This is a genomic window from Porphyrobacter sp. SLTP (genome assembly GCF_009905735.1).
Classification (GTDB): domain Bacteria; phylum Pseudomonadota; class Alphaproteobacteria; order Sphingomonadales; family Sphingomonadaceae; genus Erythrobacter.
Genome location: NZ_JAAALE010000007.1, coordinates 1 through 19,829 on the forward strand (window position 1 = coordinate 1; position 19,829 = coordinate 19,829).

The 19,829-nt window shown below is 65.7% G+C and carries 20 protein-coding genes; 13 read left to right on the plus strand and 7 right to left on the minus strand.

Annotated features, from left to right (window positions below; all coding sequences use genetic code 11):
* Nucleotides 1-115 precede the first annotated feature (115 nt).
* From GVM20_RS07360 to smpB, 4 genes are all read right to left on the minus strand, one after another.
* On the minus strand, nucleotides 116-1,633 hold the full coding sequence (locus GVM20_RS07360) for a DUF4139 domain-containing protein (protein ID WP_166546578.1): 1,518 nt from the start codon (nucleotides 1,631-1,633) through the stop codon (nucleotides 116-118).
* A 100-nt stretch (nucleotides 1,634-1,733) separates the two neighbouring features.
* Nucleotides 1,734-4,145, minus strand: coding sequence for a response regulator (locus GVM20_RS07365; protein WP_166546726.1), 2,412 nt, complete (start codon nucleotides 4,143-4,145; stop codon nucleotides 1,734-1,736).
* A 149-nt stretch (nucleotides 4,146-4,294) separates the two neighbouring features.
* Nucleotides 4,295-4,906, minus strand: coding sequence for a DUF2062 domain-containing protein (locus tag GVM20_RS07370; protein ID WP_234031902.1), 612 nt, complete (start codon nucleotides 4,904-4,906; stop codon nucleotides 4,295-4,297).
* A gap of 158 nt (nucleotides 4,907-5,064) precedes the next feature.
* Entirely contained in the window at nucleotides 5,065-5,547 is a 483-nt protein-coding gene (gene smpB / locus GVM20_RS07375; RefSeq protein WP_166546579.1) for an SsrA-binding protein SmpB, read from the minus strand.
* Nucleotides 5,548-5,650: 103 nt separating this feature from the next.
* Here smpB and GVM20_RS07380 point away from each other — a divergent pair, with 103 nt between their 5' ends.
* Nucleotides 5,651-6,715 carry a succinylglutamate desuccinylase/aspartoacylase family protein gene (locus GVM20_RS07380; protein WP_166546580.1) on the plus strand — a complete coding sequence of 355 codons (1,065 nt, stop codon included), beginning with the start codon at nucleotides 5,651-5,653 and terminating at the stop codon, nucleotides 6,713-6,715.
* On the opposite strand, the gene dapA is transcribed toward GVM20_RS07380, so the two are convergent.
* Nucleotides 6,712-7,599 (minus strand): 4-hydroxy-tetrahydrodipicolinate synthase, encoded by an 888-nt coding sequence (dapA, locus tag GVM20_RS07385; RefSeq protein ID WP_160761228.1) that lies wholly within the window; start codon nucleotides 7,597-7,599, stop codon nucleotides 6,712-6,714. The two genes, GVM20_RS07380 and dapA, sit on opposite strands and share 4 nt — an antisense overlap.
* 102 nt (nucleotides 7,600-7,701) lie before the next feature.
* On the opposite strand from dapA, the gene GVM20_RS07390 reads away from it, so the two are divergent.
* The 10 genes from GVM20_RS07390 (at nucleotide 7,702) to GVM20_RS07435 (ending at nucleotide 16,110) form a co-directional block, all read left to right on the plus strand.
* Nucleotides 7,702-9,654, plus strand: a complete 1,953-nt coding sequence (locus GVM20_RS07390) for a lytic transglycosylase domain-containing protein (RefSeq protein WP_166546581.1) — start codon at nucleotides 7,702-7,704, stop codon at nucleotides 9,652-9,654.
* 8 nt (nucleotides 9,655-9,662) lie between these two features.
* Nucleotides 9,663-10,142: a transcription elongation factor GreB gene (greB, locus tag GVM20_RS07395; RefSeq protein ID WP_166546582.1), complete on the plus strand. Its 480-nt coding sequence runs from the start codon at nucleotides 9,663-9,665 to the stop codon at nucleotides 10,140-10,142.
* Nucleotides 10,135-10,611, plus strand: coding sequence for a hypothetical protein (locus GVM20_RS07400; protein ID WP_166546583.1), 477 nt, complete (start codon nucleotides 10,135-10,137; stop codon nucleotides 10,609-10,611). The genes greB and GVM20_RS07400 overlap by 8 nt, the downstream gene beginning before the upstream one ends.
* Before the next feature lie 39 nt (nucleotides 10,612-10,650).
* On the plus strand, nucleotides 10,651-11,904 hold the full coding sequence (gene rlmN, locus GVM20_RS07405; protein ID WP_166546584.1) for a dual-specificity RNA methyltransferase RlmN: 1,254 nt from the start codon (nucleotides 10,651-10,653) through the stop codon (nucleotides 11,902-11,904).
* Nucleotides 11,901-12,497 carry a class I SAM-dependent methyltransferase gene (locus GVM20_RS07410; RefSeq protein ID WP_166546585.1) on the plus strand — a complete coding sequence of 199 codons (597 nt, stop codon included), beginning with the start codon at nucleotides 11,901-11,903 and terminating at the stop codon, nucleotides 12,495-12,497. Before rlmN ends, GVM20_RS07410 begins: the two co-directional genes overlap by 4 nt.
* Nucleotides 12,494-13,132 (plus strand): MOSC domain-containing protein, encoded by a 639-nt coding sequence (locus tag GVM20_RS07415; RefSeq protein WP_166546586.1) that lies wholly within the window; start codon nucleotides 12,494-12,496, stop codon nucleotides 13,130-13,132. The genes GVM20_RS07410 and GVM20_RS07415 overlap by 4 nt, the downstream gene beginning before the upstream one ends.
* A 134-nt stretch (nucleotides 13,133-13,266) precedes the next feature.
* The gene (locus GVM20_RS07420; protein ID WP_166546587.1) at nucleotides 13,267-13,719 is read left to right on the plus strand and encodes a glycine zipper 2TM domain-containing protein; all 453 of its coding nucleotides are present in this window, start codon (nucleotides 13,267-13,269) and stop codon (nucleotides 13,717-13,719) included.
* A gap of 159 nt (nucleotides 13,720-13,878) precedes the next feature.
* Nucleotides 13,879-14,658 (plus strand): SDR family oxidoreductase, encoded by a 780-nt coding sequence (locus GVM20_RS07425; protein WP_166546588.1) that lies wholly within the window; start codon nucleotides 13,879-13,881, stop codon nucleotides 14,656-14,658.
* Nucleotides 14,655-15,368: a cytochrome b/b6 domain-containing protein gene (locus GVM20_RS07430; RefSeq protein WP_166546589.1), complete on the plus strand. Its 714-nt coding sequence runs from the start codon at nucleotides 14,655-14,657 to the stop codon at nucleotides 15,366-15,368. Before GVM20_RS07425 ends, GVM20_RS07430 begins: the two co-directional genes overlap by 4 nt.
* Entirely contained in the window at nucleotides 15,361-16,110 is a 750-nt protein-coding gene (locus tag GVM20_RS07435) for a molybdopterin-dependent oxidoreductase (RefSeq protein WP_199799507.1), read from the plus strand. Before GVM20_RS07430 ends, GVM20_RS07435 begins: the two co-directional genes overlap by 8 nt.
* Here the strand turns inward: GVM20_RS07435 and GVM20_RS07440 are convergent.
* On the minus strand, nucleotides 16,107-16,547 hold the full coding sequence (locus GVM20_RS07440) for a DUF1801 domain-containing protein (RefSeq protein ID WP_166546591.1): 441 nt from the start codon (nucleotides 16,545-16,547) through the stop codon (nucleotides 16,107-16,109). The two genes, GVM20_RS07435 and GVM20_RS07440, sit on opposite strands and share 4 nt — an antisense overlap.
* 96 nt (nucleotides 16,548-16,643) lie before the next feature.
* Between GVM20_RS07440 and GVM20_RS07445 the strand changes: the two genes are divergently transcribed.
* Together GVM20_RS07445 and GVM20_RS07450 are read left to right on the plus strand one after the other, a co-directional pair.
* Entirely contained in the window at nucleotides 16,644-17,870 is a 1,227-nt protein-coding gene (locus GVM20_RS07445; RefSeq protein WP_166546592.1) for an SAM-dependent methyltransferase, read from the plus strand.
* A gap of 115 nt (nucleotides 17,871-17,985) precedes the next feature.
* A complete protein-coding gene (locus GVM20_RS07450) occupies nucleotides 17,986-18,435 on the plus strand; it encodes a hypothetical protein (protein WP_166546593.1) in 450 nt (149 codons plus the stop codon).
* On the opposite strand, the gene GVM20_RS07455 is transcribed toward GVM20_RS07450, so the two are convergent.
* Nucleotides 18,432-19,796 carry an acyltransferase family protein gene (locus GVM20_RS07455; RefSeq protein WP_166546594.1) on the minus strand — a complete coding sequence of 455 codons (1,365 nt, stop codon included), beginning with the start codon at nucleotides 19,794-19,796 and terminating at the stop codon, nucleotides 18,432-18,434. The genes GVM20_RS07450 and GVM20_RS07455 overlap by 4 nt on opposite strands.
* Nucleotides 19,797-19,829: the final 33 nt, after the last annotated feature.

Consider the following 19,829-nt stretch of genomic DNA (forward strand, 5'->3'; position numbering starts at 1 on the left):
GGTTGGGGGTGGGGGCTCCACGCCAATGATAACCGCCGCACACCCACCCCCGGCCCCTCCCTCAAGGGAGGGGGGAAGGCTACGAGTACGGTTAGGACGGCGCACGGCCCAGCCCTCAGTAGCGGGTTTCGTAAGTAACGCGGATCACCCGTTCACCCTCGGCCGGGATGGGGACGATGAAGCGCCGCTGATCATTGTTGAGCTGCTCGCCCTTGATGTCTTCCGAGGTGATGCGGAAATCGTCCGACCACCAGTTGCGGTTGAGGCCGGTCTGCGTGAGCTGCACCTCGACGGCTTCCGCTTTCGCGTTGGTGAGGGTGTAGCGCATGGTGGTGCGGTAATAGGTCTTGGGGCGCTCCAGGGTGATATCCTGCACGACCTTGCCATCTTCGACCACGCGGTAACGCGCGCTCTTTTCCCATTCGTCAGCGGTGATGGTCTCGCGCTTTTCGACTTCGGCTTTGACCGTGATGTCAAAGGCCTCGCCCGTCACCAGTGAGAGATCGCTGCCCATCGGGGTGTGGGCAATCGCTTTTTCGCCAATGAACTGCGGCGTGCCTTCGCTGTCGCGCTGGTAGAAGCGGACGGTGCCAGCCGGGAGCGCATCGCCCAGGCCCTGATCGCGCGAGGTGGAAAAGGCGATGCGGCTTTCGACGTTCTCCGGCTCCTCGTCATTCTGTTGCCAATAGACGCTGTGCGAATAGATCTTGCGTGCGGCCACGCCCTGCACGTCAAGGAAGCTGACCTGCTTGGTCTGCGCATTGGCAACTGTGGTGCGGCCGCTGATCGGGTAGAGGTAGAAATCGCCCAAACGCTCGCGGCTGGCTGCTTCGGTTCCGGCGCGGGTCATGCCGCGGTCCCCGAAGCCGCGCCCGCCGCCCGGCATCTCGGCCCCGCCCATCGCCGGTGCGCCTGCGACCAGCACGGTGTCCGCCTGGTGGAAGGTGGTGCCGGTCTGGTTGGTCAGCGTCACCCAGCCCTGCATGTCGATCATGCCGCCCTTCTCGTTATAAAGCGCGACATAATCCGCGCTCCAGCCGAGGCCGTTGGTGAGGTAGCGCAGCGCCACCGGCCGCGTGCCTGCGCGGGTGCTGTCGAGATTGACCGAAAGCGTCGGTCGTGCGCGCAGATTGGGCGGGACGCGGTCGAAGATCACGCGCACCGGCAGGCCATCATCGCGCAGCACCTCGATGCGCTCCCCGATCTTGAGCACAGTGCCGCCCGCGACCGAAAGCACGGTCGCGCGCTCGCGGGTTTCGGCGCCGGTGGCAGGGTTGGTACGCAGCAGGGTGACAGTTTGGCCGACGGCTTTCTCCATCAGCTTGGTCGGGGTGAGCAGGTCGTAATCGAAGTTCTGTTCGATGATCGTGGTGTTCGCCGCCGCAAAGTTCAGCGTCTGGGGCTGGATCTGGGCCGAGACGTCGGGGAATTCGACCCGGCTCCTGCCTTGGGCAATTGGGAGCTGGCGCACGTCCTGCACCAGCGCGATGTTGTTGTTGTAGATCGTCAGCGCAACCTCGCCCTGCGCCGATTCGGAGCGGGCGCTGTCGTCCGATGTCTGCGCCGCAGCGCCTGCCGCCAGCAAAGCCGCTGCCGATACGCTGCATACAGCGCTGAATGCCCGGTCCATCATCTCGTCCCCTCCTGCCTATGACAATCAGGATGAACGACTTGGACGCTTTATCCAAGGTGAATGGCGCGCTTTCCCGCCAAATGGGGGGATGGGACGCGGATCAGGCCCCTGTGGCTTGCACCGCCCGCGCTTCGCGCAGGACCGCGCCGACCTTGTCGCCGATCGAAGCAACGCTGAAGGGTTTGGCGATGAAGTGCATGTCGGGAATGTCGATGTCGCGGCGGAGCTGCTCCTCGGCATAGCCGGACATGAACAGCACCGGCATGTGGGGCAACTTGGCGCGGATCGCACGGACCATCGCGGGGCCATCCATCCCGGGCATCACCACGTCCGAGACGACGATGTCGAACTTCGCCGCACCCTCGGTGATCGCGGCGAGGCCTTCTTCGCCATTGGCGCAGGCGGTGACGTCATAGCCTGCCCGCGCCAGTGCCCGTTCGGCGACGATGCGGACCATGTCCTCGTCCTCGACCAGCAGGACCTTGCCGCCCGCCGACCAGTCGGACGAAACCAGCTCCTGCACCGGGCGCTTCTTGGGCATCTCGCCGCGGTGGACCGGGAAATAGACTGTGAAGCGCGCGCCGGTGGGATGACCGGCCTTGTCGGTGATGTTGTCGGCAAAGATGAACCCGCCCGATTGCTTGACGATCCCGTAAGCGGTCGAGAGGCCGAGGCCGGTGCCCTTGCCCTGTTCCTTGGTGGTGAAGAACGGCTCGAACAGCTTGGGCAGCACGTGCGGCGGGATCCCGCCGCCGGTGTCCTGCACAATCAGGACGGTGTAATCCGCTGCGGGAAGCACTTCCGATCCCAACTGTACGACCTGCTTGGCCTGCAAGGTGCGGGTGTAGAGCGAAATCCGCCCCTGCCCGTTCCCGCGTGACTGGATCGCATCGCGCGCATTCACGGCGAGGTTCATGATCACCTGCTCCAGCTGCTGCGGATCGGCGCGCACCGGGCCGAGGTTGCGGTCATGCTGGACGTAATAGGTGATCTTCTCGCCCAGCAGCCGCTTGATCAGCGGGCTGACTTCGCTGACCACGTCCGGTAGCTGGATGATCTCCGGTCGCAGGGTCTGCTGACGCGAGAAGGCGAGCAATTGCCGCGTCAGCGCGGCGGCGCGGTTGGAATTGGCGCGGATCTGCTGGATGTCGTCATAATCACTGTCGCCCGGAATATGGCGCAGCAGCATCAGATCGCAGGTGCCGATAATCGCGGTCAGGACATTGTTGAAATCATGCGCGACCCCGCCCGCGAGCTGGCCGACGGCCTGCATCTTGGTGGCCTGCGCGACTTGGCGCCTGAGCTGGTTTTCCTGAGACGTATCGGCCAGGCTGAGCAGCACCGCTGCCTCGCCCAACCCGCGCACGCCTGCCAGGCCAAGCGAGACCGGCTCTTCCGGACTGCCCACCAGCCGCACGGTGACATCGCCGCTCGTCGCCGGCCCCCGCCCGTGACGGCGCACGGCGTCGGACAACGCAGCCTTGTCTTCGCGCACCACCAGATCGGTCGGGAATTGCGGCAGGCCCCGCCCTTCACGCGCGACCGAGCGCAGGAACGCCTCGTTGCCGAACAGGAAACGCCCGTCACGGTCGGTCATCGCCAGACCCAGCGGCAATTGCGCCAGCAGCGCATCAAGCTGCGCAACGCCCGCTTGCGAGGCCCCGTCCCAGCCGGAACCAATGCCGACGCCGCTATCGATCAGCAGCATAAGCGAGGTCGCCTCGTCCGGCCCGGCGGCAGTGACGCGCTCCTCGGGATCGACCAGCGGGATATCGACCAGTGTCTGCGGCGTGCCGCCCCGTCCTTCGCGGGCGAAGAAGATGCGGTCGCGCTCGTCCGAGCGCAGAAAACTGACGAAGTCCTGCCCCACCAAGGTCGCTCGGTCATCGCCCGCCGCCCGCTCGGCGAAACCGGAGCTGACGGCGCGGATCACGCCGTCGGCGGTGGTAATCGCAGTCTCGATCCCCGCCCGGCTCAGCATCTTGCCAAATGGCCCCGCCAGATCGAGCAGGCCGAGGCTGTCCACCCGTGCGCGGGCCATCGGGCGCAACCGCCAGATCAGGTGATCATCGCCGCGTCCGGCGCGGGTGGCGGCAACCTGCCAGCGCGTTTCGTCCAGCGCCTCAAGCGCCTCGATTGTCGCCGAACCGTCTCGCCACGCATTGCGCGCGAGCAGCGTCACCGCCTCCTGGCCTGCACGCCCGAACGGCAGCGCAGGCGGGGCGGCATTGGCGCCGAAACTGTCGAGGAAAAACGCGTTGGCGCAGACCAGGCGATTGGCGCGGTCGGTGATCGCGATCGCCTCACCTTCGCGCTCGATCGCGGCAACGGTGACGCTCCAGTCAGGCGCTCCAATACTTTCGCTGGCCGGTGCGCCGCGCATCCGGTCAAGCAGCACCACGCCGCCCAGCATCACGCCCGCCGCCAGCACGAAGGCCAGCGCCACGATGCCACTGCCGGTGGCGAAGAACAGCACGGCGGCGCTGGCCACCACCGCGCCGCCCAGCGCCATCAGCAGCGTTGCTGGAGGTGCGTCGGTAGGCCCCGCTGCGTCATGCGCAGCGGGCACAGCATTCGAATCATTGCCAAGGCGGCGGGACAAGCGGGCAGGCTCCTGTGGCAGGGATCGCGGGAAGCGCGAGAAGCGCGGAAAGGTGCTTCCTACTGCGTGCCGAGCCGCTGGTCGAGCCGTGCTTCCATGACCTTCAACCGTCTGGCGCGCTTGCGGGACACTACAGCGCGCCACACCCAGACCGACATGACATAGCCGATAACCGGCGTGACCAGCGACAGGACCAGATACCCGACAATCGCGGCGAAGCCGACATCGAAGATGTTGGTCAGGACGCTCCACATTCCATCATCCGCCGGTGCCGTGACAATGACCGGAGCGGTGGCCCCCAGATGCAGTATGAAATCGCCGATCTTGTAAGCCAACGCCATCCAGAACGGCAGCGTGAGGGGGTTGGTCACAAAGGTCACCAGCGCCGCAAGCGGCACATTGGCCCGCGCCGGCAGGGCAAGGAAGGTCGAGATCAGGATCTGTCCAAGAGGAAAGATGAACGCCGCAAACAATCCCAGCGCTACTCCTCGCGGCACCGAGCGGCGCGTAAAGCGCCACAGTTCGGGCGAAAGCACGCGGTGCGCAACCGGAGCCAAGAACCGGTTCTGCGCCATTTCTTCCCGCGTGGGCGTGTTCTTGCGAATGACATCCATCGCCCAAGTCTTGGACCGGAAACTGATGCTCTTTTTGCGGGGCGGCGGGATGCTCATGCGCGAGCGCCTTCCCGGCGCTCAAGCAGGCATAGGGGGGCGACAGTATCGCGGGAGGCAGGCCGGGAGCGCATTGTGAGTATCGATATGGGTAGCATAGCCTTGGTGACCAGTAGGTGAATCCGGGCCTCGGTGAGTATTTTTTCGTCGGCCGCGATTTACCCGCGATCCCGCATCAACCGGGCCTTGTCGCGCTTCCAGTCGCGCTCCTTGGTGCTGGCGCGCTTGTCATGGGTCTGCTTGCCCTTGGCGAGCGCGAGTTCGACCTTGGCCCGGCCGGTGCTGTTGAAGTAGATCATCAGCGGCACCAGCGTCATGCCCTTGCGCTCGACCGCGCCGACAAATTTCTCGATCTCGCGTTCGTGCAGCAACAATTTGCGCGGGCGGCGCGGTTCGTGGTTCAGGCGATTGCCGTGGCTGTATTCGGGGATATTGGCGTTGATCAGCCAGACCTGCCCGTCCTTCACCTCGGCATAGGATTCCGCGATGCTCGCCTCGCCCGCCCTGAGCGCTTTGACCTCGGTGCCCTGCAAGGCGAGCCCGGCCTCGAACTTGTCCTCGATATAGTAATCGTACCGCGCGCGGCGGTTCTCGGCGACGATCTTGAGCTTGTCGAAGGTTACGGGTTTGGGGCGTGCCATGGGACGGGCGATGTAGGAGCGCAAGACGCAAAAAGCGAGGGCCTTTGCGCTGAGCGCCCTAGCGGGGTATCGCTGGGTGCACGCAGCACGGGGGCCTGGCCGCATGAACAGTCCTGAACCATTCATCATCGCCGGGGAAAGCATTGCGCCCGGCACCCTGCGCGATGTCGCCTTTCCGATCACCACCATGGCGACCGGTACGGCATCCTCGCTGGCGGTGCGGGTGCTGCACGGCGCCAAGCCCGGCCCGGCGGTGTTCGTGAGCGCGGCCATCCACGGGGACGAGATCATCGGCACAGCGGTGATCCAGCGGCTGGCCAGGACGCTTGATCCGGCGGTGCTGGCGGGAACGGTGATGCTGGTGCCGGTCGCCAATATCTTCGGCTTTATCACCCATTCGCGCTACCTGCCCGACCGGCGCGACCTCAATCGCAGCTTTCCGGGGAGCGCGGGCGGATCGCTGGCGGGGCAGCTTGCCCATGTATTCTATCGCGAGGTGGTGGCGCGATGTCAGCTTGGGATCGACATCCACTCGGCCGCGATCCACCGTTACAATCTCCCGCAAATCCGCATCGCGGCGGGCAACCGCAAGCTGGTGGAACTGGCGATGGCGTTCGGCGCGCCGGTGATCATCGAAAGCCCGCTGCGTGACGGGTCTCTGCGCGACCTTGCCCAGAAACACGGGGTCGACATGCTGCTGATGGAGGCGGGCGAGGCGCTGCGGTTCGACCGGCTGTCGATCGAAACGGGGGTCGAGGGAGTCGAGCGGGTGCTGGCGCATCTCGGCATGATCGAAGCCGATGACGGCCTCAGCGCCGTCGGCATCCCGGCCCGCGCCAACCGCTCGGTCTGGGTCCGCTCTCCGCGCGGCGGTGTGGTGCAGATGGTGCGCGAATCCGGCGATCCGGTAAGAAAGGGCGATGTGCTCGCCTGCGTCTCGGGCCTGTTCGGTGAGGAGCCGCAGGAGATGATCAGCCCCTTGGACGGCATTATCATCGGCCACGCCACCCTGCCCGTGGTGCATCAGGGCGACGCGCTGTTCCACATCGCCGCCATCGACCACCCCGAGCGGGTCGGCGCCCAGATCGACACGATCACCGAAGCGATTCTGGCCAGCGAACCGCAAGGCAATGCCGAGCGTCTGCTGGACGAGGACGAGGTGGTTTAGGCCTCCAGCACCCCGGCCAGTACCAGCGCTTCATCCACTGCGCGCTTGGCCTCGTCGGATGCCTCGACCAGCGGCAAGCGCACTTCCGGCTCGATCCAGCCATGCACGCGGCTCAGCGCATATTTCACGGGCGCGGGGCTGGCGTCGGAGAACATCGCGTAGTGCAGCGGGAACAGGCGGTCGTTCAACTGGCGCGCCTTCTTCAGTTCGTTCGCCGCAATCGCTTCGTGGAACTCGGCGCATAGCTTGGGCGCGACATTCGCCGTCACCGAAATGCACCCGCGCCCACCCGCCGCCGCGTGCGGCAGCCACAATTCGTCATTGCCCGAAAGCTGGCAGAACTCGCGCCCAATGCCCATGCGGTGATCGGCAACGCGGCTGAGGTCGCCGCTGGCGTCCTTGATGGCGATGATCCGGTCGGGGTATTTGCGCACCAGTTCCACCACGGTTTCATCCAGCAGGTCGGTCACCGTGCGCGCGGGCACGTTATAGAGCACGATCGGCAGGTCGCAGTTTTCCGCCAGATAGCTGAAATGCGCCACCAGCCCGCGCTGGCTCGGGCGGTTGTAGTAGGGAGCGACGCACAGGCCCGCCGCTGCTCCTGCCTTCTTGGCGAAGTTCATGTGCAGCTGCGCGTTGCGGGTGTCGTTCGACCCGCAGCCCGCGATCACCGGGACGCGCCCCGCCGCCTGCTCGATGCAGACTTCGATCACGCGATGATGCTCGGCATTCGAGAGGGTCGAAGCCTCCCCCGTCGTCCCGCAGGGCACCAGCGCCGCACTGCCATTTTCGATTTGCCAGTCGACCAGCCGCCGGAATGCGGCCTCGTCAAACGTCCCGCCGCGGAAAGGAGTCACCAGAGCGGGTATCGAACCGCTGAACATTGCCTTTGTCCTGCCTTCATCGCTAGATATCAATCGAAGCGGGCATCCCCCGCCCTCTTTCGTTCACCGCCTGATAAGGAGCCGATTGGCACTATGTCCAGCATGGTCCGTTATTCTTTGTTCTCGTCACGGATTTATGCTGCACTCGGGCTGACGCTGGCGGGTTTTGCGGCGCTGCCTGCCACTGCACAGAATCTTTCGGGGAGCGATAATCTCGTCGCCCGTCAGCCGGCCGCGATCGACGCGGCCGTGGCGCGCTGGGAGGTGCTGCAAGCCAGCCGCACCCACAGCTTCGCCGACTATGCAGGCTTCGTGCTGGCCTATCCCACCTTCCCGCGGGCGGACATTCTGCGCCTGCGGGCCGAGGCTGCGCTGGAGAACGAGGCGCCATCGCAGGCTGAAGTGCTGCGCTATTTCGACGCGAACCCGCCGCTGACCAACCCCGGTCGGTCCCGCTATGCTCTGGCACTGGCCGCGATGCAGCACCCCAAGGCGCTCGAGGAAGCGCGCCGTGCGTGGCGCGGAGGCGCGATGAGCGATCCGGTCGAGCTGTACATTGCCGGACTCTACGGCGCGCAGTTCACGCCGGAAGATCACGCGGTGCGAATGGATGCGCTGCTATGGCAGGGCAAGGGCGACGCCGCCTCGCGCCAATTGGTCAATCTGTCTGAGCCCGACCGCCAAATGGCGATGGCCCGTCTGTCGCTGCTGCGCGGTGCGCGGCCCGAGATGTCCGGCCTCTCCGTGCCAGCGGGGGCGGAAGCGGATCCGGGCTACACCTTCAATCTGGTCAAGTTCCTGCGCTCCACCGGCCAATCGGGTGAAGCCGCGCGAGCCTTCACCAACCGTCCGGCGTTCAACCGCCCCGCCCTTGATCCCGAGGCTTTCGTGGGCGAGTTGCTGTCGCTCGCCAAGGCTACCGGCGCGCGCGATGCGGCGATGATCGCCGCCCGCACCGACGATCTTTTCGCGCCCGGCACCGATGTGTCGCTGATGAGCTTCACCTTGCGCGATCGCTATACCGACCTGATGTGGCTGGGCGGCACCCGCGCCCTGTGGGATATGGGCGACGGCACCACCGCTGCGCCGCTGTTCCAGCGCTATGGCGATGCAGCCAAGACCCCGCTGACCAAGGCCAAGGGCTATTTCTGGGCCGGACGTGCCGCGCGCCAAGCGGGCAAGGGCGCGGATGCGGCGCGCTATTTCGAAATGGCTGCGCGCTGGCCGGATTATTACTACGGCCAGCTGGCTCTATCCGAGCTGGGCCGGTCGATGCCGTCCTTCGCCAGTCTCCCCCAGCCCGCGATGGATCCGAGCGTCCGCGCCGAGTTTGAAAGCCGCCCGCTGGTCAAGGCGATCCGCGCGCTCGCCGTGAGCCGCCGCGACTGGCGGACGGAGCGCCGTTTCTTCGAAGCCTTGGGTGACGAGGCCGACACGCCGACCGAAATGCTGATGGCCGCGATGCTCGCCAACGAAGTCGGGCTGGACGAGATGGCGGTGGTGCTCGGCATGAAGGCGGGCGAGAACGGGCTTTCCAGTCTTGAGCGGATCGGCTTCCCGGTGGTTGCGACACCGCCTGCTGTCAACGACTGGGTGATGGTCCACGCCATTGCGCGGCAGGAAAGCGAATTTGACCGCACGCGCGAAAGCCATGCCGGTGCGCGCGGGATCATGCAGCTGATGCCCGGCACCGCGCGCGAACAGGCGGGCAAGCTCGGGATGCAATATCTCTCCGCCGATCTGACCGGCGCGCCGCAATACAATATCACGCTGGGCGATGCCTATTTCGCGCGGATGATGAATTATTACGGCGGGGCCTATCCGCTGGCGGTGGGCGCGTACAATGCCGGGCCCGGCCGCGTGAACGAATGGCTGCGCCTCAACGGCGACCCGCGCCGGGGCGAGATCGATTGGGTCACGTGGGTCGAGAAGATCCCGGCCAATTTCGAAACGCGCTATTACATCATGCGTGTGATCGGCAATGCGGTGACCTATTCGCACATGTACCCCGATCGGGCCGGACTGCCGCGTCCGGTCGATGCCTTCCTGCGCTGAGCCTGCCCGTGAAGCCACAGGGGCAGCCCATCACCCCTGCGGGGATGGCGGCGCTGAAGGCGCGATACGACCAGCTGCTCGAAACCGACCGCCCCGCGATTGTCGAGATCGTCAGCTGGGCGGCGGGCAATGGCGACCGCTCCGAGAACGGCGACTACCTCTATGGCCGCAAGAAAATGCGCGAGATCGACCGCGAGCTGACGCATCTGATCAAGCGGATGAAAGCGCTGCGCGTCGTCGATCCCGCCGCGCAGGTGGACCGTAGCCGCGTGTTCTTTGGCGCACGGGTCACGATTGCGGACGAGGACGATGATCAGCAAACAGTGCATCTGGTCGGCGATGACGAACAGGACGCGAGCGCGGGGCGGATTGGCTGGAACTCCCCCCTCGCGCGGGCGCTGCGCGGTGCGGGCGTCGGGGATTTGCGGGTGGTGAGCCTTCCCTCAGGCACGAAAGAATGGGAAGTGCTGGCCATCAGCTATGACTAGGTACGCACTTCTCGCCCTGCTGCTTCTCGCCGCGCCTCTGGCCGCGCGCGAAAGTCTTGGCGTTTATGACGGCTGGGCGGCGTTCAAGGATGCCAAGCCCCTGCGCTGCTATGCGATTGCCAAGGCACAGGGCAAGCCGCCCGCGCCAGCCTATGCCACGGTCTCCAACTGGCCGGATCGCAAGGTGCGCGGGGCGGTGCATCTTGTTCTGTCGCGTGATGTGGCGGACCAGAGGGCGGTACGGCTCGCCGTGGGCGACAAGCGCTTCGATCTGGTCGCCAAAGGCCGCAATGCTTGGGCCACGGACGCGCGCGATGACGCCGCGATCATCGCTGCGCTGCGCTCTGCCGCGCGGATGAGCGTCTCGGCCACCGCTGCCAAGGGAGGCGGCTTTACGGATCGCTACGCCCTTGCCGGTGCCGCCACAGCCATTGACGCAGCAACCGTGGGATGTGCGCAGAAGCGCTGACTGGTCAAACCGGCCAAGCGCGACTATATGCGCGGCCTCATGGCCGATACTGCACTCATGTCCATCCCGGGCCTCGTCGACCCGGTACCCGCCTCGCGCGACATCACCCCGCGTGCCGACGGCCGTATTGACCTGATCGGCCTGCCGCGCCCGCGCATCCGCGAGCTGTTCGAGGAAGCCGGGCTCGATGCCAAGGCCGCCAAGCTGCGCGCCAAGCAGGTGTTCCACTGGCTTTACCACCGCGGCGTGACGGACTTCGAGGCGATGACCGACATCGCCAAGCCGATGCGCCCGTGGCTGACAGAATGCTTCGTGATCGGCCGCCCCGATGTGGTAGAGGCCCAGCATTCGGTCGACGGCACCCGCAAGTGGCTGCTGCGCACCGCCGACGGGCACGATTTCGAGATGGTGTTCATCCCCGACGAGACCCGCGGCACGCTCTGCGTCTCCTCGCAGGTCGGCTGCACCCTCACCTGCTCGTTCTGCCACACCGGCACGATGAAGCTGGTGCGCAACCTCACCCCCGGCGAGATCGTTGGTCAGGTCATGCTCGCGCGCGATGCGCTGGGCGAATGGCCGCGCGGCACGATGGTGTCCGACGCCGATGTGATCGACGAGGATGATGAGGCGGGCCACTACACGGCAGATGGCCGCCTGCTCACCAACATCGTGATGATGGGCATGGGCGAGCCGCTCTACAATTTCGATCACGTGCGCGATGCGCTGAAGCTGGTGATGGACGGCGATGGCCTTGCCCTGTCCAAGCGGCGCATTACCCTCTCCACCAGCGGCGTCATCCCGATGATGGAGCGCTGCGGCGAGGAAATCGGGGTGAACCTTGCGGTGAGCCTTCACGGCGTGCGCAAGGACGTGCGTGACGAGCTGGTGCCCTTGAACAAGAAATACGGCATCGAAGACCTGCTTCAGGCCTGCGCCGACTATCCCGGCGCATCGAACGCGCGGCGCATCACGTTCGAATATGTGATGATCAGGGACAAGAACGACAGCGACGATGACGCGCGCGAGCTTGTCCGCCTGCTCAAGCAGTACAACCTGCCGGCCAAGGTCAACCTGATCCCCTTCAACCCCTGGCCGGGTGCGGGTTACGAAACCTCGACGCCCGACCGCATCCGTAGCTTCTCGCAGATCGTGTTCGAAGGCGGCATCTCCGCCCCGGTACGCACGCCGCGCGGGCGCGATATCGATGCGGCTTGCGGGCAATTGAAGACAGCGGCCGAGAAGAAATCCCGCGCGCAGCGTGACCGCGAGGCGGCGGCAGCGGCGGACGCGTGAGCACCGATCCGGACACGATCGCTTTTTACCAGACGCGCGCGCCGCATTATGTGCTGAAGTTCGGACAGGCGCACTCCTACCAGCTCGATCCCTTCCTTGACCGCCTGCCTGCGGGCGGGCGCGTGCTGGAACTTGGCTGCGGCGGCGGTCAGGATGCCGCGCGGATCGCTGCGCGCGGCTTTGCGGTCGATGCCACGGATGGCACCCCGGCGATGGTCGCCAAGGCGAACGAGCGCTGGAATGTGGGGGCGCGGGTAATGGCCTTCGACGAGCTCGAAGCCGAAGCGGCCTATGACGGCGTATGGGCGCATGCGAGCCTGCTCCATTGCCCCCGCGCCGCCCTGCCCGACGTGCTCGCCCGCATCCACCGCGCCTTGCGTCCCGGAGGGTGGCACTTCGCCAGCTACAAATTGGGCACAGCAGAAGGGCGCGACGCGCTTGGCCGCTTCTACAATTTCCCCGATGCCCCGTGGCTTGCTGCGCAATACGAAGCGCTGACCGGTTGGGAGATCGCCGAGACCCGTCACTACACCGCTGGCGGGTTCGACAATGTCGAGCGCGACTGGATTGACCTCATCGTGAGAAAGTCATGAAGCATATCGTCGAGGCCGTCTGCACCGGCAGCGCCCGCCCCTTCAACGGCGCGGAACTGAGCGCCTTTGCCAAGCGACCCCGCGAAGGTTTGGTGCAAGTGCTGGAAGAAGGCCTCGCCCCGGATGAACAGGCCGATCGCACTGTGCACGGCGGGCCGGAGATGGCGCTGCACCTCTACCCGCTCGATCACCACGCCTGGTGGCGCGGGATCATCGGCGACCATCCGGTGCTGGACGAACCCGGCGGCTTCGGATCGAACCTCGCTGTCACCGGCCTTACCGAAAACATGGTCCATATCGGCGACCGCTTCCGCCTCGGAACTGCCCTGATCGAAATCAGCCAGCCGCGCCAGCCGTGCTGGAAGATCGAACACCGCTTTGGTCACAAGGGCATGGTCGCGCAGATCGTCACAACCGGACGCTGCGGCTGGTATTTCCGGGTGCTTGAGATCGGAGAGGTCGCGGCGGGCGATTCGCTCGAACGAGTCGCCATGGGCGCGGCAGACTGGAGCGTTGCGCGGGTCTTTCGGGCTCTGGTGGCGGGCAAAGCGACAGCCAACGAACTGGGACAGCTGGCCGATCTCGCCGCGCTCACCCCGCGCCTCCGCGCCAAAGCCGCAGCCCGGCGCGGTTGAGCCACGGTTCATCCCAAAGCGCCCTCAGCTGAACAAATCTGGCGGTTTCCTGAAAGCCGCGTTCATCCTGCGTTCGAGTAATCTGAACGAAAAGGGGGTCGCTCCATCGGGGAGCCGCCACAAGGAAGAATGACATGAAAAACCTTGCCCTGCTCGCCGCCGCCGCCGGTTCGATGGCAGTCTTTGCCGCCCCTGCGCAGGCTGCCGAACTGCCCGCCGCGCCTGCGCCGATCTTCGCCAGCTTCAACGATAGCGCGGCACCCTTTACCAGTGTTGCCGCCTATGGCGACCGTGACGACTGGCGTGACCGCCGTGACCGTCGCCACTACCGTGACCGTGGTCGCGACTGGGATGACCGTGGCCGCCGCCTCTCGCGCAATGACCGCATCTGGCGCGGGAATGATGGCCGCTACTACTGCAAGCGCGACAACGGGACGACTGGTCTCGTGATTGGCGCGGTCGGTGGGGCCCTGCTCGGCCGCACGGTTGACACCCGCGGTGACCGTACGCTTGGCACCGTCCTCGGCGGTCTCGCCGGGGGTCTGCTGGGCCGCGAAATCGACCGCGGCGAAGCACGCTGCCGCTAATTGACACTCCTTAACGGGCTGAACGCCGCTGGTCCCACCGCCAGCGGCGTTCTTGCCCGTTCAGTTATCACCGGCAGGGGCTGCGCCGCGCTCCCCGATTGAAGCGCGGCCCCTGCCCTGTTAGCGCTGGGCCATGCCCCAAATCGCAAAACCCGCCGCATGACCCGCCCTGCCGTGCTTGTAACCGGCGGGGCGACCCGCATTGGTGCTGCGATCGTGCGCCGCTTTGCCGAGGCCGGCTGGCACGTGGTGATTCATTACCGCGCCTCCGGCACCGCCGCCGAGGCACTCGCCGCCACTCTGCCCTCGGCCGAGACCATCGCCTTCGATCTTGCTGACGATGAGGCGGCCGTGGCCGCTGTGACACGGCTCGCGGCGCGCCTGCCCGACTGGCGGTGCCTCGTGAACTCCGCCTCGGTTTTTGATTATGACGGTGTAACCGAACTCGATCCGGCCACGAACCGGGCAGCGATGCAGATCAACGCACTTGCCCCGGCCCGCCTTGCTCAGGCCTTCATCGCCCATGCGGTGAGCCCGGCCGTGCGCAGCGTGATCCACGTCACGGACATGAAAATCGAAAACACAAACCCCGATTTCTTCAGCTACACCATGTCCAAACATGCGCTGGCTTCCACCATCGGGATGCTGGCCAAGGGAAACGCGGACAAGGGCGTCAGGGTCTATGGCTTGGCGCCGGGGGCCGTGCTGGCCAGCCATGACCAGCGCGAGGAGGAGACCGAGATTTCACATCGCCTCAACCTGCTTCAGCGCAAAACCGGCGCGGACGAGATCGCCGATGCCGCGCTGTTTCTGAGCAGCGGCGCGCTCGAAAGCGGGCAGAGCCTGTTCATCGACAGCGGCCAGCATCTGCTCGATCAGCCGCGCGATGTCATCTGGCTCGCGCGCGAAGGGGCGCAGGCGACAGGGGCAAGCGCATGAAGAAGCACGCACTCTCGACCCGGCTATGGCATTGGGTCAATGCCGCCGCGATCATCGTGCTGTTCATGACCGGGCTGAATATCTCCAACGCGCACCGCTATCTCTACTGGGGCGATTATGGCTTCGATCCCAAGGATGCCTGGCTGAGCGTCATCAAATTCCCCGGCTGGGCGACGATCCCGCAGCATTACAATCTCGCCCTCGCGCGCGATTGGCATACGACGGCGGCTTGGCCGTTCGGCGTGGGCTTGCTGTTCATCTGGGTCGCCATGCTGGTCAACGGCCATTTCCGCCGTGATCTGACCACCACCCCGCGCGATTGGACGCCGGGCGCAGTGATTGCCTCGGTCAAGGCGCATTCAGGGGACGGGGCAGCGCAAGGCTACAACCCCGTGCAGCGCATTCTCTATGGCATGGTGTTCGGCGTGCTGTTGCCGCTGATGCTGTTCACCGGTCTGGCGATCAGTCCGGGCTTTCAGGCGGCCGCACCGTGGCTGCTCGATGTGCTCGGCGGGCGGCAGAGCGCGCGCTCGCTGCATTTCATCGCCGCTTGGGGGATCTTCGGCTTCTTCGTGATCCACATCGTGCTGGCGCTGATCGACTGGCGCTTGATCCTTGAGATGTTCACCGGCGGCAAGCGTGCGGGTGCTCCGGCTCCGCCCGAGCCTGACACCATGCCCCCTGAAGATGGAGCGCCCGCCCATGGTTGATCTGCCGCGCCGTTCGCTGCTTGCCGGGATCGCCGCCATGGGCGCGGCGGCCTGTTCCAAGATCAACGAGAGCGAAACCGCCAAGAGCCTGTTCAAGGCCGCCGAGGACGGGCACCGCATCACCCACCGCGCGCTCGCGGGAAAGCAGGGCCTCGCGCCCGAATATTCCCGCGCCGAACGTTCACCCACATTCCGGGGCAATGGCTCGGTCACGGTCGCCGATCCGTTCTATCAAGAGCAGCTTGCGCAGGGCTTTCCCGAGTGGAAGCTTGAGGTGAAGGGCTTGGTTGAACAGCCGCTCGCGCTCACCCTCGCAGAGGTCAGGGCGCTCCCGCAGCGCACCCAGATCACCCGGCATGACTGTGTCGAAGGCTGGAGCGCGATCGGCGAATGGCAAGGGCCGCAACTCGCCGCTCTGCTTGATGCGGCGAAGGTCAAGGAAGGGGCGAACTTCATCGTCTTCCGCTGCGCCGATGTGCTCTACGGACGCGACTATTACGAGAGTATCGACATGGTCGATGCCTATCACCCGCAGACGATCATCGCCCACAGCCTCAATGGCGAGCCGCTGCCAGAGAAGAACGGCGCGCCGCTAAGGATGCGGATTGAACGGCAGCTGGGCTACAAGCAGGCGAAATATGTGAAGGCGATCGAAGCGGTCGCCAGCTTTGACGATATCGGTCAGGGCAAAGGCGGGTTCTGGGAGGATGTTGCCGGCTACCAGTGGTACGCCGGGGTCTAGTCCTTCGGAAACAGGCGCAGCATCGTCTGCCAATCGGCCGCAACGATTTCCTCCAGCACCGCCAGATCGATATCGGCGAGCTTGTTGACATAGAGGCAGCTCTTGCCGGTGGAGTACTTGCCCAGCCGTTCCAGCTTTTCGTCACGGCCCTGGGCGGTGATGTCATCGCAATAGCCGCCCATCAGGTAGAGTGAGTACTTGGCTTTTCGCGGACTGAAGCCGGTGCGCATCGTATGAACATCGCGCCCGCTTTCGTAGGTGGTGCGGTAATCGCCGTAGCCGATAATGCTCGGCCCCCACATTTTCGGCGCTTCCCCCGTCACCCGGCGGAACATCGCATCCAGTACGCGCGCATCGTCGCGCTTGGCCTGAGGCTCGACAGCCTCAATGAATGCATCGACGGTTACGGCGGTGATCTGTGTCTTGGCCTCGGTCATCTTTCCCCTCCTACCCGCACCTTTTGCTGCAACCGCGTTATTGCGAAAGCTGTGAGTTGCGGTAACCCCACAGGAGTGAACCACGAAAGGAACGCCATGAGCAAGCCACTCCTCGACCGGTTTTTGTCGCGCGCTGTCAGGCAAGGCCGCCTCGGCATTGTGTTCGCCGATGGCAGCGCCAGCACCTATGGCACGAGCGCACCCGGGTTTCCCGAGCTCGTGTTGCGCTTCACCGATGCCCGCGTGCCGCGCGACATCGTGCTCGACCCGCGTCTGGGTGCGGCGGAGGCCTTTATCGACGGGCGGCTGCTGATCGAGGAAGGCGATGTGATGGGTCTCGTCAGCCTGCTGCGCGCCAATAATCCGTGGGACAAGGGCGGCGATATCGGCCCGCCGAGCCGGCTGAAGCGGTGGATCAACCGCGCGAGCTTTGCCGCCGAACAGATCAACAATCGCGTCGGGTCCAAGCAGAACGTCGCGCACCATTATGACATCGGCAATCCGCTCTATGCCCTGATGCTGGACGCGGAGCATTGGCAATATTCCTGCGCCTATTGGCCCGAGGGCGTCACCACGCTGGCCGAAGCACAGGGGGCGAAGCTGGCGCATATCGCGAAAAAGCTGGCGCTGTCAGCCGGGCAGGAGGTGCTCGACATTGGTTGTGGCTGGGGCGGGATGGCGATCCATCTGGCCAAGCATCACGATGTGCGGGTGACGGGGATCACGCTCTCCGAGGAACAGGCGGCCCTCGCCCGTGACCGGGTGCGTGCCGCCGGGGTCGCCGACAAGGTTACGATCCTGCTGGAGGACTATCGGGACACCGCCGCCAGCGGACGCCGGTTTGACCGGATCGTCTCGGTCGGCATGTTCGAACACGTCGGCCGCGCGCAGTTCGAAACCTTCTTTGCTGACTGCGCGCGCATGCTGGCGGATGACGGGGTGATGCTGCTCCACACCATTGGCCGCTTCGGCGGACCGGGCACCACCGATGCCTTCACCCGCAAGTACATCTTCCCCGGCGGCTATATCCCCGCCCTGTCAGAGACGCTGGCTGCCAGCGAGAAGGTCCGCCTGATCGCCGCGGATGTCGAGACCTTGCGGCTCCACTATGCCAAGACGATCCGCGCCTGGTACGCGAACTGCATCGCCAACCGCGAGGCGATCATCGCTCTGCATGACGAGCGGTTCTTCCGGATGTGGACCTTCTACCTCGCCGGGGCGGCCACGGTCTTCGAGAATGGCGGGATGTGCAATTACCAGATCCAGTACGTCCGCAGCCGCCGCGCCCTGCCGATCACGCGGGATTATCTGATCGGCAGCTGACCTGCCCTTTCACATTTTTTTGAGAGGGTCGGTCGAATCCGCGCCGCCACCTGCGTCTCCCTTCACGAAGCCCGCTGCACGTCTCGCGCCGGGCCGCATGGAAGGACGCTGCCCGATGACTGCCACCACTGCTCCCCTCGCCGCCCCCTACCCGCTGCCTGCGCGCATCGTCGCTGTCGCCGGATTGCTATGGAGCCTGTTCGGCGCCTTCCAGTTCGTCGTGCAGACCTTCAATGACGAGGCCGACCTCGTCGCGAACGGCATGACTCCGGAGCAGGCGGCCCTTTACGCCGGGCTACCGGTATGGATGGCGGCGGTCTTTGCCATTGGCACGTTGGGCGGCACGCTTGGGTGCGTGCTGCTGATCGCGCGCCGCAGGGCGAGCGTCGCGGTGCTCGCGGTCTCGCTGGTCGGCTATGTCCTGCTGTGGACAGGCGATGCGCTGCTGGGCGTGTTCGCCGTCTTCGGCACCCCGCAGGTGGTGGTGCTATCCAGCGTTGTGGTGATCGCGGCGGGCTTGCTGTGGCTCGCCCGCCGGCTCGATCAGCGCGGCGTGCTGGCCTAGGCTGGCTCCCCGCTCGATCCCGGGCGGTTGCGCGGGCGGTAAACCGGGCCGAAGCCCATCAGCGCCGCGCCCACCAGCGGCAACGCGATCACCCACCAGCGGACGCCGGATACACCCTCGGGGCTGGCAATCGTCAGCCCCGCCGTCGCGCCGAGCCCCGCGCAGATGGCCAGCACGCCCAGCACCGCGCGCAGGCGCGGCACGGTGCGACCGCCGCGGATCGGGCCGAAGCTGCGCTCATGCCGCGCGAAGATGGCGATCATGGGGAGCAGCGCGAGAATGTAGAGCCCGATCCACAGCGGACGGCTCGCCCACCAGGCGCCGGTGCCGGGAACAGGATCGAGGCCCACCCCGCCCAGCGCCAGCCAGGCGACGGTCATCACCAGCACGAAGGCGGTGAGGTGCCACAGGAACACGGTCATGATCATCCCGTTCATCAGCACCGTCGCCGTCCAGACGCCAACGTGGTCGAGCATCCGCCGCCCCGCCGGCTCCAGCGCCAGCACCAGCCCGATCTGCACCGCTCCGAGCGCAAACAGCGCCAAAGTTGGCGGGAGCGAATTGGAGAAGCCGCCCGGCGCGGACACCATCGAGACGGGGTAGAAGCCATAGACCGTGATCGACACGAGGATCGCCAGCGACACCGCGAACCACGCCCACGCAAACCACGTCGCCGCAAACTTGCCCGCGCGCCAGGCGAACCCCAGCTGGTGAATGCCGAGGAACACCCAGAGGAAATTGGTGAAGTTGACCCACGGCAACTTGGCGGTGAAGGTCAGCCAGTCGGTCAGCATCGCGGCAGGGATGAAGACGGCAAAGCTCAGCCACCCGAACCGCTGCCACGCGCGGTAAGCGATCGGCGTGAAGGCCGTCACCAGCAGATAGACAGCAAGGAACCAGACCGGAATCAGCGCCGCTTCGGTCGCCATGCGGACCTGTTCGCGCGGCAGGCCGACCTGCGTCATCACCAGTGCCAGCGCGGCCCACAGCAGCAGCACCGGGAAGGTTGGGGTGATCAGGCGCTGCACCCGGCTCGCCAGCCAGTCGCGATAGACGCCGTCCTGGTCGCGCGGCGCCTTGGCCGTGGTTGCAGCCCAGCTCACCGAATTGGAATAGCCGCCGACCAGGAAGAACACCGGCATCACCTGAAAGCCCCAGGTCAGCCAGTGAGTCCATTCGGCCACCGACAGCAGATCACCGCGCCGCAGCTCGCCGGAGGCGTCGACATAGAGCCCCGCCATCAGCCAGTGACCGATCACCACCGCCATGATCGACACGGCCCGCAGAAAATCGACCCAGCGATTGCGCTCGGGCGGGGTCATTTCCGCCAGCTCGCGCGCTTTGCTCCACATTGTCAGCATGCAATCCCCTGTCCGGCAACGCACCTCACGCCG